Genomic DNA, 13,396 nt, shown 5'->3' with positions numbered 1-13,396 from the left:
ATCAAACCATATTATTGCTTAATTTACTCCTCATGAAACGCCTGTTTTATCTGTACGCTCTTGCGCTTCTACTAACGAAGTCACTTCATGCCCAGAGTGATCCTGATGCCTACATCATGGACAGCCTGCAGCTGATGCTCGAACATGCGCGCCCGGGTGCCGATAAAGTGGATGTACTGCTCGGGCTTGCACGACAATCCATGTTAAAAGGCAATAGCCCACGTGCAATGGAATATGCGACACAGGCTCTGCCGATTGCCGAAGGGTTAGGTAAGCTGGATTTAGAATCCGAATGTCTCAATTTCATTGCACAGATTGAATACAATCAGGGAGGTGACTATTATACCTCGTCTCGCGAGGCCATGGATCTGGCCATTCAATCCGGCTCACAGGATGCCACCGCCTTCACGACCTACATTTGGGTTGAGTTTGGTGACTACAGCCCGGAACGGGGTATTGAATTGTTGGATGCGCTGTTCCCGGATTCGGCACAAATTTCACCCAAAAACCTGGGCAATATATACAAAGCGGTAGCCTGGGAATATGAGAAAAACGGCCAGTTTGTCCAGGCAGAGGACGCATACCGGCAGTCCATCCGGATCTTTGAGTCGTTTAGAAGCGCTCCACCCATAGATGCGCGATTGGGTCGTGTAAGTGCACAATATGCAGATCATGGTTTGGCTAATTTGTTGCAAAGCCATTTGTACCTGGGGGCGTTGCTAATGAAAATGGGCAAATACCGGGAAGCCATTGCAGAAGGAGAGACAGGTGTTCAGATCGCAGAACACACAAACTCATCGGACATTGCGTATGCGCATATGTATCTGGGTGATTTTAATGCCACTGCCGGAGATATATCTGAGGCTTTAAGTCACTATGAACTTTCCAAAAAGCTGTATGAAGCATTGACGGATAAAAAATGGACAGGCCGTGTCCTGATCAGGTTGGGTAATTTATTTTATACCACGCTGGACTACGATCAGGCACTGCATTATTTTAATCAAGCTTACGAGATCATCCAAAGCTTTCCGGAAGATGCGGCAGACATCACCTTACGGATAGGCCGGGTTTATGAGATGCAGGAGAACATTGACTTCGCCCTGAAGATGTATACCCGTGCCGACTCGATCTATTTATCCGTCGGTGATACATTGAGCAGTTTTGAAAGTAAAATTCAAATGGCCAAACTTTATTCCAGAACAGATAATAACCAATATGGTGAACAAATAATCCTTGGTTTATTGCCAAAGCTCGAACAAATGCAGGATGCCCACTTGTTGCAAACGGCTTTCATCGGTTTATCCAATATTGAGGAAAATGAAGGCAAATACAAAGATGCCATTCAACATGCCAGACAAGCACTTGAAGTCGCTGAAAAATTTAAGGTGAGTAAATCAAGGCTCCAGTCAGCGCATTTATTACTGAGTCATTTATATGAGCTCAATGGTGATTATACGGAAGCATTGCAGCATCAAAAATCGTATCAGGCTTATAAGGATAGCGTCTTCACGGAAAACGCTCAGCAACTCTTAAAACAGGAGCAGGTCAAACAGCAGGTGGATGAGCACATCCGGCAAACGGAGCAGGCAGAAGCCTATGCATCCCTGCTTAAACAGCAAAACATTGCTTACTTGATTGCAGCCATAATCCTGGCAATATTACTGGCATTTGGGACTTATTTGTTTTTCCAGTTGCGTAAAACAAGGTCCATGCTACAAGCTCAAAATGAAACACTTCAAAACCTCAATCATACAAAAGACCGCTTCTTCAGTATCATTGCCCATGATTTGCGCAGTCCCATGGTAGCCCTGGAATCGGTGGACCAGCAGATGGCCTATTTCCTGGATAAAGGCGATCACAAAAAGGTGGAGAAGATCGCCGGACTGGTAGGAAAGACAACCCACCAGTTGAGTGCATTGCTAGACAATTTATTGAATTGGGCCCGGCAGCAATTGGGCGTGATCCCTTACCATCCTGAACAAATCCGTGTAGCGAAAGCCTTTGAAGAGGTGATTTCGATCTATACTTCCACCGCACTGCAAAAAGAGATTACCATCCGGCCTTGGGTGGATTCGGATTGTATGGTATTTGCCGATAAGAATGCCTTGCATACCCTCCTAAGGAATTTACTTTCCAATGCCCTGAAGTTCAGTTTCACGGGCCAGGTTATTGAATTGGAAGCCAAGTCACTGGGCAACATCACTCAACTATCGATTGTTGATCAGGGAGAAGGAATGAATCGGGAGCAATTGAATCAGCTGTTTGAACTCTCTCATAAATCAACTTCCGGGACCTATGGCGAACGGGGGACCGGGCTGGGATTGGTCCTCTGCAAAGACCTTGTGGAACAAAACAAGGGGACTATTAGTGTGGAGAGTGAAAAAGGACATGGTACAAAGATCACGGTAACACTTCCGGCTATTTCCTGAGTATCAAATGTTCCCACTTCTTCAAGCTGGTGCGGTTTCTGGGGAAAACAAACGGAAGTTTAATCATTATTTAAGCAGCCGGAGTCGCTCCAGGACGTGTTCGCGTTCCCGTTTACTGACCGGGATCCGATGGCTCTTGAGTACAATTTGATCGTCTTCCAGGTCGATTTTTTCTACCTGTTGGAGATTGATAACATAGCTCCGGTGACACTGGATAAAATGGGATTCGGGTAACAATTTCAGTAGTTCTTTCAGCGGTTTACGCACCAGGAAAAGTCCAAGATCACAATGCACGCGGCAATACCGGCCATCGGCTTCCAGGTATTCAATGGAACGTATGGGTACACGGTGCACGGTCTGATTCTTCTGGATGAACAGATCTTCTTCTATAACCCTGGTTGCTTCCTGGTCGCTGTCAGATATAGTCTCCTGCTTCTCCTGGTCCAGGGCTAATTGGATGGAACGTTGCAGCTGTACATCGGAACAAGGCTTAAGGATAAACCCGGCGGGCTTGGTACGCGCCGCCCGTTTAAAGGTCATTTCGTCCTCCTGAGAGGTAAGGAATATAACCGGGACCGGTTGAATTTTTTGGACCTGCTCAGTCAACTCAACTCCATCATAATTTCCCTGGATGTGGATATCCATGAGGATCAGATCAACATCATTCTCCCGGATCATATCCAATGCCGTTTCGCTGCTGTCGGCGCTCCCAACCACCGTGTAGCCCAGCAACTCCAATTGCATCTCCAGCCTGGAGGCATATAGGAGCTCATCTTCTACGATCAGGATGTTTTTCTTGAGGGACATGAAATGAAGATATGGAATGGTTGCGAGGTATCAAGGCATCAGGGCATCAGAGTGTCAGGGAGGCAAAGGTATTGTGGTTTTGTGGTATTGTGGTTTTGTGGTATTGTGGTTTTCTGGTTTTGTGGTTTTCTGGGGTGTAAGTAAGATTCCAAAATCTCAAATCAATTAATCTCAAATCTCAAATCACATAATCTCAAATCACATTATCTGTAATCAAAGCATATCATCTGCTGTGGCTTCGTTACGATTTCATCCATGCATTGACTATGCTTGCCGGAAGAGACATCAGAACAGCAGTAATTAGTCCCCTCCCAGGAGGGGAAACAGGGGTGGGTAATGCAGGGCATCAGGGAGTCAGGGAGGCAAGGGTTTTGTGGTTTTCTGGGGTGTAAGTAAGATTCCAAAATCTCAAATCAATTAATCTCAAATCACATAATCTCAAATCTCAAATCTTAAATCAAATAATCTTAAATCTAAATCTCATTCTCTTTTACCGCTCATGACCTCTATGCCCCCGTTCATGACATCGAAGACATGCACTCATAACCACAGAGACAGGATGGGAGGTCTCGCTGACTAATTTTAGTTACGAAAGAATCGCTATTGGTGATTTAATCGAACAAGAAAAACCCGTCCAACATGAACTATTATTCAATCAAACGCACCAACCGCCTGATGCATCAATCGGTTCTCCTGATTGGTGCTTTGCTCATGATCAGCGTATCTTCAGCATTAAGCCAAATTGCTTTTTTTGCCAATGCGGACTGTGGAGTCGATGTCTCTATCACTGCCAATTGTCCCACCATGACCTGGATCTCTGTTCCGGTGAGCGGTGTCGGGAATCTGGGGGCTGATAACTACGGGATCGACGGGGTAGGGGTAGTCCTTTCCCAATCCGCCGGATTTGCCTGCAATATTTATCTCCGCGCACCAAATGACAGCATCTATTTGCTGGCCTCCGGGGAAGAAGGCCTCAATAGCTTCCCTAATTATTCAAACGGACCACTGAACATCGAATTTAAAGGTTGTCCCAATTTGCCTTTCTCTTCGGCTAACGTGGCCCAGCCTTCCGGTAAGTCCTACCAGCCTTTCGATGACTTTACCGAACTCAATGATTTGGGGATTAATCCAAACGGGGACTGGGAAATTGGATTTTGTGGTTTGCCGGATGACATCACTGTTTCCTGTGTCAATCTGACTTTTAATCTCATCTGTCCCGAAGTGGTTGCGGTTAATGTAACGGATGCAAGTTGTTCCGCAGTAAATGACGGAACGATCGAATTGATTACGGATGGTGGCTCCTGCTTTCCGACCTACTTTTCCCTGAATAATGGTCTAACCGTGACGACAAGTCATTGGGAAGGATTATCACCCGGTGCTTATACCATTCACATTACCAATTATTTGTCGTCTGAACGCTCAAGTGCACTTTCTATTTGCGAGCAAGATGTTCAGGTCAATGTATCGATGAATGATTTAACACCGCCGACAATCACATGTCCTCCGGATCTGACGGTATATATACCCGATAATGCGGCGAATGACACTTGTCAGTGGGTTGCCCCACTCACTTTTGAGGTGCCGACTTTTTCTGACAATTGCGGCATTGTTTCAGCACAGTTTGATTATTACCTGGACGATATATTTTATGGAACACAGAACCGGAATCTGGGTGAGAGTGGTGCAAAATATGAGAACTACGTTTATCAGTATGGGATCAACCGCTTCGTGTACCGGGTTTCAGACGGCAATCAGACCAGTGAGTGTACTTACTTCATCACCGTTGTGGATACCATAGCCCCGATCTGGTGGCCACCAACTGCTGATACCGTTCTTACCTTTGAATGCGATGGAACGAATTACAATATTCCGGATAGTCTTCAGTACTGGGCGTATGATCATCGGCTGTGTGGAAATGACTTTACAAAATTCACGTTGATCGATCATCAGACTATTTGTGGATTTGCCTATGAGGACTTGTATGAGGTGACGTTGTATGATCCATCTGGAAATGAGAACCCCGAGAAAAGGCACGTTATCGTTCGGTTACAGGATACGCATCCTCCGGTGTTATCCGGTGTGCCTTCCGGTTCCGCAATTGCTTATTGTGGTTCTGCGATTGAAGGATTACCTGAAATTGGAAATCAGATTACAGCCTACGATTCCTGTCTGGGGGACGTAACCGACCGGATCCAGGTAGCCATTTCTTCCACAGTATTTGGTTGTGAGCTTCCGGACACGATTGGTATCTACGAACAGATAACGTACACTTATTCGGTAGCCGATGACTGCGGTCATGAAACAGTCCAGTCCTTTGTGGTCAATGTTTTAGATACTACAGCCCCGGTATTTACAGGTATGCTGCCTGATGTTACCATCACCTGTGATCAGGTCATGCCAGCTATGCCGGTAATTACTGCATTTGATTCCTGTTACGGAGATGTCAGTGACCGGATAACGATGGCATCCAGCATCCAGTCTGGGGATTGCACGACAGGAAGCCTAGCTCAGATCGTTCAATATTCCTGGGATGTAACCGACCCATGTGGTAATGCAGCGCACTACGACTGGACCGTAACCGTTATGAATAATCTAAATGTGGATCTGGGTCCTGATAGGGTATTGTGTAAAGGGGATACAGCATATCTGAATGCCGGACATGAGGGAAGCTCCTACCTCTGGTCGACCGGTGCGACAACCCAGCAAATTGCTGTTAAGAATGCTGGGACTTACATCGTAACAGTAACATCTACCAATGGCTGTTGTGCAATGGACACCATCGACATTGTCGTGAATCCACTGCCGGTAGTAACGGCTTCGGGCGGAACATTAAGTTGCAATCAGCCAACCGTTACGTTAAATGGTACTTCCAGCATAACCGGATCATCTTTCTTGTGGAATGGACCACAAGGTTTTACCAGTGCAAATTCTTCTGAAGCTGTAACAGTTCCTGGGATCTATCAGTTGACCGTTACATCACCATTGGGATGCGCGGTACAAACAACGATTGAGGTTCCAATAGACACCGTTTCTCCCGCCTTTGAATTGCGCGATGACACGCTGACGTGCTCGAAAGACTCTCTGAGGCTGTTCGTAAGTCCGGTGGTCAGCGATTACACCTATGCATGGAGCGGCCCCGATAATTTCCATTCCGGAGAACTGAATCCGTGGACGAACACCCCCGGGGATTATACGCTTGTGGTGACAGCTCCCAACGGATGCTCAACGATGGCTTCGCTGACGATCGTGTCCGACCAGACACCACCCGCCTTCGAATTGCACGATGACACGCTGACCTGCTCGAAAGACTCCCTGCGGTTGTTTGTCAGTCCGGCGGTTAGCGATTATACCTATGCATGGAGCGGTCCCGGTAATTTCCACTCCAGCGAGCTGAATCCGTGGACGAAGACTCCCGGGGATTATACCCTGGTAGTGACAGCTCCCAACGGATGTTCAACGATGGCTTCGCTGACGATCGTGTCCGACCAGACTCCACCCGCCTTCGAATTGCACGATGACACGCTGACCTGCTCGAAAGACTCCCTGCGGCTGTTTGTGAGCCCAGCGGTCAGTGATTTTACCTATGCATGGAGCGGTCCCGGTAATTTCCACTCCAGCGAACTGAATCCGTGGACGAAGACTCCCGGGGATTATACCCTGCTGGTGACAGCACCGAATGGATGCAAAACGATGGCTTCGCTGACGATCGAATCCAACAAGACACCACCCGCCTTTGAATTGCACGATGATACACTGACCTGCTCGAAAGACTCCCTGCGGCTGTTCGTAAGTCCGGCGGTCAGTGATTATACCTATGCATGGAGCGGTCCCGGTAATTTCCACTCCAGCGAACTGAATCCGCGGACGCAGATTCCCGGGGATTATACCCTGGTGGTGACAGCACCGAATGGATGCAAAACGATGGCTTCGCTGACGATCGTGTCCGACCAGACACCACCCGCCTTCGAATTGCATGATGACACGCTGACCTGCTCGAAAGACTCCCTGCAGTTGTTTGTAAGTCCGGCGGTCAGTGATTATACCTATGCATGGAGCGGTCCCAGTAATTTCCACTCCAGCGAACTGAATCCGTGGACGCAGATTCCCGGGGATTATACCCTAGAGGTGAAAGCACCGAATGGATGCAGTACGATGGCTTCGCTGACGATCGTGTCCGACCAGACACCGCCCGCCTTCGAATTGCACAATGATACGCTGACCTGCTCGAAAGACTCTCTGCGGCTATTTGTGAGCCCGGCGGTCAGCGATTACACCTATGCATGGAGCGGTCCCGGTAATTTCCACTCCAGTGAACTGAATCCGTGGACGCAGATTCCTGGGGATTATACCCTAGAGGTGACAGCACCGAATGGTTGTACTACGATGGCTTCATTGACCATTGTCCAGGATAACGCTCTACCTGTAGTTCATGTGATGAGCGATACCCTAACCTGTGATGTCGATTCGTTGCAACTTTCACTCCAAGTTGATCAGCAGCAGTATCAGATTGCTTGGACGGGACCAGCAGGATTTACTTCTGCGAAAATGAATCCCTGGGTAAACGAAGCGGGAATATATCAGGGTGCGGTCAAAGGGGCAAATGGTTGCGTTACAACTTTTGAGCTTGATGTCATTGCCGACCAATCGTTGCCCAATTTTACAGTCAAAAATGATACCCTGACATGCCTGAAGGATTCCGTTCAACTCACCGTCTTGTCCACACAACCAGACATAACCTACTTTTGGGCCTATGCTGATACCATTGTGTTTCCTGATTCAAATCCATGGGTAAAATCACCGGGTAAGTATTTCGTATTCGTAACAGGGGCCAACGGATGCTCCAGGAAGAAAAGCTTAACGGTGATCCGGGATACGGCATCTCCGCTCATAAATATCACAGCGGGCACTGTCAATTGTATGGACCATACCCAGCGATTGACAGCATTATCCAATCCCTTGCCCGGAGTATTTACCTGGTCAGGTCCGGACAACTTCAGTGCCGATTCTGCCTGGATTGATATTCACCAGGAAGGCCTGTATAAGGTCACGTTCACTGGTCGTAATGGTTGTCCCAGAAGTGATGAATATCAGGCATTATTGTCGAGCCCATCAGTCACTATTTCAGGTGACAGTTTGCTAACCTGCTCAAATAATTCCGTCCTGTTGACCGGAATATCTGCAGATGCCATCCGGTATCAATGGACGGGTCCGGATGGTTTTTCTGCGGAGGATATGATGATTCAGGTGTTTGATCCCGGTAATTATTCCCTGGTTGTCTCCAATACACAAAACTGTATGGATAGTGCCCAGCTTACGGTTCAGAAAGACGTTTCGTTACCGGATCTGCAGGTCAGCGGTGGTATTATTCCATGCAATAACGGGACCCTTCAGATAAGTGCTACCTCCATGGTAGGAACATCCTTTTCCTGGTCAGGCCCGGATGGCTTCATGTCGGATCTGTCAGATCCGGTAGTGACGAAAGCCGGCCAGTACACATTGACCGTTAGTGATTCACTCGGATGTACGGTAAGTAAGTCGGTCATGGTTACGAATCCTCCACCCATCCAGGTGACCATCAATACGTCCATCCACCCCAATGGCGATTTGGGAGATGCATCTGTTTTCGTCACTTCGGGTACAGGCCCTTTCCAGGTGTTATGGGATAATGGTGATACGAGTTTTATGACGATTGATCTTTCACTGGACACCCATTGGGTCCAGGTGACCGACAAATACGGCTGTACGGAGGAGTTTTCTTTTGGTATCGATGCATCGACTGCGGTGCAGGATAGCCGTTATGTTGAACATCTGCAGGTATTTCCCAATCCGGGAGATGAATACGTGAACATTGACCTGGCGTTGCGGGATCAATATCAATCTACCCGGATGCTGTTGATCGACCTCACCGGCCGTATCAGGTGGGAAAAAGAATATTCCAGGGGTACGGTCCAGGACCGCATACCTGCTTATCAGTTGTCGGAGGGCTGGTATGTATTGAAGGTCATTTCCCGAAACGTGCTTACGTCCAGGCCGGTCATCATCGTGCACTAGTTGCCGGATTGCTTTGGTGCTCAAATCTGAATGCGATCAAAATAAACAGCATACCTATGCGTCCATCTTTTCGCACAACATCAGGTGTTTTGTGCCTCCTGCTCCTTGCCTGTGCGCAGGTAGCTGCCCAGCGGTTGGAGCAATTTGACCGGTCCACCCCGATTGCTTTGTCCGGGAGCCTTTCGATCGGTACCTCTGTCTACCAGGCACAAGGTATTGCCAACCGCAGGAGTCCATTTGCCTATTACATCACTGCCGCTCCGGTGATCACCCTCTATGGATTTGACGTTCCCCTGAGTTTTACCTATCGAGACCAGCAGGGTAGCTTGTCCTCTCCTTTCAACCGGTTTTCTATCAATCCCTCCTACAAATGGATCTCATTACAACTCGGAAATACGAGTGTTCAGTGGCATCCCTATGCATTGTCCGGGCAGATCATTAAAGGGGCAGCCCTGGAGCTTACACCCGGAGTGTTTCGCTTGGCGGCAACCTATGGAACCCTTGAAAATCCATTGACCCAGATAGATACCTTAGTGGAGGGAGCCGAGTTGTTGCCCAGTTATCGTCGGCAAGCCATGGCTGTAAAACTGGGTGTTGGCAAAGGCAATAATTTTATTGACCTGACTGCCTTCCGGGCCAAGGACGATTTAACTTCTGTAAGCCATTTATCCATTCGGACTGATCTGGTAAAACCGGAAGAAAATTTGGTCCTGGGGTTAAGTATGGGAATCAGCCCGGTCAAACTCCTTACCATTCGTGGAAATGTAGCTGCCAGCGCATTGACCAGTAACCAGGAAGCGCTGGGGATTCTTGATGAGAATGCCGATCCTGCGCTGATCCGCCTCAATGAACTGTTCACCTTAAACATCTCGTCCAAGCTGCAATTTGCCGGCGATGTGTCAGCAGATCTGAATTTTAAGAATATTGGATTTGGTGGTCAATACAAAAGGGTAGACCCTGCCTATAAGAGCCTGGGCACCTATTATTTCCAGGAAGATTACGAGAACTATACCCTCAAACTAAGGCTTAACCTATGGAAAAACCGTCTCACTTTCAATGGACAAGGCGGTATTCAACGAAACAACCTGAATGGCCTGCGCAAATACACCAACACCCGGAAAATAGCCAATCTGAATGTGAGTGTACGGCCTTTCACTTTCTTCACGGTCAACGGACGCTTTGCTAATTTTCAGGATGACCAAACGCCCGGATTGTTGAATATTGACGATACGATCCGGCTGGCCAGGGCGACGACTTCCTATGGTTTGGTTCCAAGGTTTCAATTTGGAAGCGGCCAGTATGTTTCTACACTCGCATTAAGTGCAAATTACCAGGAGCTCAACGATCTGAATGCGTTGGGTGAGGTTCGGCAGCAGATACTGAATTACAATGCGGCCATCAACTACAATCTGATGATCAAGCCGGCCGATCTTCAGGTAGCCTGGAGTATCCTGGGCACCCAAAATGAATTTGCCGACCGGCAGTCTACCCGTATCGGTGGATCGCTGAGCCTGAAGAAGCGATTTTTTGATCGTCAGTTATCGGTCCGCCCATCAGCAGGATATTTTGAAAATTTCCTTAACAGCAATCCGGACGGCAACACGCTTACCACCAGGCTCAGTTTGGAATACCGGAAAAAACAGGCGTTCACCATTGGCCTGGATGGGAATGTCGTCTTCCGTAATGCCCCCGACCGGAAATACCAGGAATACAGAGGTACAGCGAAATTCAGCTACTATTTACCATCAAAAAAATCCACCAAATGAAAAAAGCAGGAATCCTTCTGGTTGCCTGTATGTGGGGACTGATTATTCAGGCTCAAAGCTATCCCATTGAAGTGACCATATCCGTATTGCCACCTTATCCTGCCAATCTCGATGCCTATGTCGATTACCTGGAGCAAAATCTGGTTCAGATAACCAATTCGACCAATCAGGCGATGGATGTTTATTTTGAAGCCAGTTTTCAGGAAATGTCCGGCCGGGTTTCTGTAAAATCAAATGGCCTGTTAGGCCCGGCTATCCGGGTCGAACCTGGAATCAACTTGCTGAGTCCCGGAGATATCCAGGACTTATTTGCTGAGATTGGAACTTCCGATTTTGATATCAATGGATTGTCGCGCGAGCAGATTGATGCCATTTTACTGAACCGACAGATCCCGGAAGGAGAATATCAGCTTTGCCTGCGGGCATTTGATGAGATGGGGCAGCCGTTGTCTGACCCTTCACAGGGATGTACTCAAATTCCGGTTACCTTTCCGGAGCGGCCACAGATCATGATGCCTTTTGATGGACAGGTATTGGATTCCCTGGACCCAACCATCCAGGTGGCGTGGACCCAGGTGCTTAATGATCCGGAAGCGCAAATGCGGACCCACTTTATTCTCAAGATCCTGGATCTGACAGAGCAAAATATAAGCAATGTGGAAAATGCCATGCTCGATCCGGGTATTTCTCCCGAATACGAAGAAGACCTGGATGGTAACTTCAGCGTCACCCTGCAAAATGATATCGACTTGCCTTTGGTGACAGGCCATCGATATGCAATCCGGGTGACCGCATACGACCCGAATGGTATCATTGGCTATCAATTTGGTGGGCAAAGTGAGCTGGTGACATTTTATTATGGGCCGGAAGTACAGGAGGAAACTCCTGAAAATGAACAGCTTGCGGCGCCAACGATTTTGGCACCGGCGTCAGGAGGCTTTCTGGCTACTCAGGGTAGTCTGCCTTATTCCTGGGATCATGAACTGGAAGATCCGGCACTGAGTGCGTCCCTGCAATATTCGTTAAAGGTCGTGGACATGGATACGCAAAAGATTACATCGATCGAGCGTGTCAATTTCGAGAACGGGGATTATGATTATCTGTGGGAAATCCCGGTGCGGGCCAGGGACTCTGTACTGACGATGGACCCGGAACACCCCATGGTGAAAAACCATCAATATGCCATGGTCCTCCAGGTGGAGAGCCCGCATGATGACCGCATCCAGTTTGAAAATGAAGGCTTCAGTCCGATTGTACAATTCATTTATGGTGAAGAACCAAAGGTTGATTCAAGTGGCTGTGGAGGTGAATGTCTCACCAGTTTGCCCGTGGATCAGATCGAAGAGCCTATCAAAAGGCGGCAGTCTTATTTTATGGGTAAGCTCGCGCTGACCGTTAGTGAAGTTTCCAAGGATAATGCCAATGGAGGGTATCAGGGCACTGGTTATGTTACCATCAATTTCATGGGGAATATTAAAGTACAGGTTGCCTTCACCGGGATGAAAGCAAATAAGGGCAAATTTGTTTTTGCCGGAGAGGCCCATGCGATCTACGACGAGTCGACAGCCCGGATTGATGGGTTGGCTACTACAGCGGGAAGCACCCTGCTCGATATGGACTTTGAACAGGCAAAGACACTTAGTACCGCGCTGCGTACTTCGGGGAAACTGGTTTCAGCCCTGGCCGGGAAGGAGACCAAGCTTCCTCTGGGATTTGACCGAGACGTCGATGGCGACAAGATGATTGTGGGGATCACTGACATGATTTTTACTCCGCGACAAGCCACCATGACGGCGATGATAAGCTTGGAGAACCCTGATTGGGGACAGTATGTGCCTGCCCTGGGAGCTACGAATATTTGTTTCACCCAAACAGGATTCGGATCGGATGTAAAACTGTTTCTGGCCAGAGATTACGCCATTGAGACCGGCCAGGGTACCCTTACCCTGAAAGCAAGCGATACCCATAATTCAGGTAATATTCAGGGATGTTATGTTACGGTGGACTGCAGTGGATTTAAAGAAGGCCAATTGACCGCTGAGCTGCCTGTACCCCGCAGCATCCTGATCCCGGAGGACGAAACAGGGAATCTGATAGATGGCAATGTAAAAATGACCTTATCCGGCACCTTCCAGAAAGCCAGCAATTATCTGTTGTCAGCTTCCATATCACCTTGTCAGATTCCCGGATTGGAAGGATTTAGTTTTGAACTAAAGAATGGCTATTATGATGCCTCCGACCTGTCCAATCCACCGGGGATCGCATTTCCGCAAGGGTATGCCAGACAGGCTACGGACAAAACCTGGAAGGGATCTGGTTTGAGCAGGCTCTGATCAAAGCGCC

The 13,396-nt window shown here is 48.1% G+C and carries 5 protein-coding genes; 4 read left to right on the top strand and 1 reads right to left on the bottom strand.

Translation table 11 applies throughout. The annotated features are described in order from the left end of the window. Positions 1-32 precede the first annotated feature (32 nt). A complete protein-coding gene (locus H6570_09795) occupies positions 33-2,429 on the top strand; it encodes a tetratricopeptide repeat protein (GenBank protein ID MCB9319564.1) in 2,397 nt (798 codons plus the stop codon). Between the two features lie 66 nt (positions 2,430-2,495). Here the strand turns inward: H6570_09795 and H6570_09790 are convergent, their stop codons facing one another. Then, a complete protein-coding gene (locus tag H6570_09790; GenBank protein ID MCB9319563.1) occupies positions 2,496-3,236 on the bottom strand; it encodes a response regulator in 741 nt (246 codons plus the stop codon). A gap of 639 nt (positions 3,237-3,875) precedes the next feature. On the opposite strand from H6570_09790, the gene H6570_09785 reads away from it, so the two are divergent. From H6570_09785 to H6570_09775, 3 genes are read left to right on the top strand one after another with little or no spacing between them, the layout of a single operon-like run. Next, complete coding sequence (locus H6570_09785; protein ID MCB9319562.1) at positions 3,876-9,287, top strand: hypothetical protein; 5,412 nt, start codon at positions 3,876-3,878, stop codon at positions 9,285-9,287. Positions 9,288-9,343: 56 nt separating this feature from the next. After that, positions 9,344-11,053, top strand: coding sequence for a hypothetical protein (locus H6570_09780; protein ID MCB9319561.1), 1,710 nt, complete (start codon positions 9,344-9,346; stop codon positions 11,051-11,053). Then, complete coding sequence (locus H6570_09775; protein ID MCB9319560.1) at positions 11,050-13,386, top strand: hypothetical protein; 2,337 nt, start codon at positions 11,050-11,052, stop codon at positions 13,384-13,386. Before H6570_09780 ends, H6570_09775 begins: the two co-directional genes overlap by 4 nt. Positions 13,387-13,396: the final 10 nt, after the last annotated feature.

This window comes from Lewinellaceae bacterium (assembly GCA_020636135.1).
Taxonomy (GTDB): Bacteria; Bacteroidota; Bacteroidia; order Chitinophagales; family Saprospiraceae; genus JAGQXC01.
This window is presented reverse-complemented; position numbering and strand designations above follow the sequence as displayed.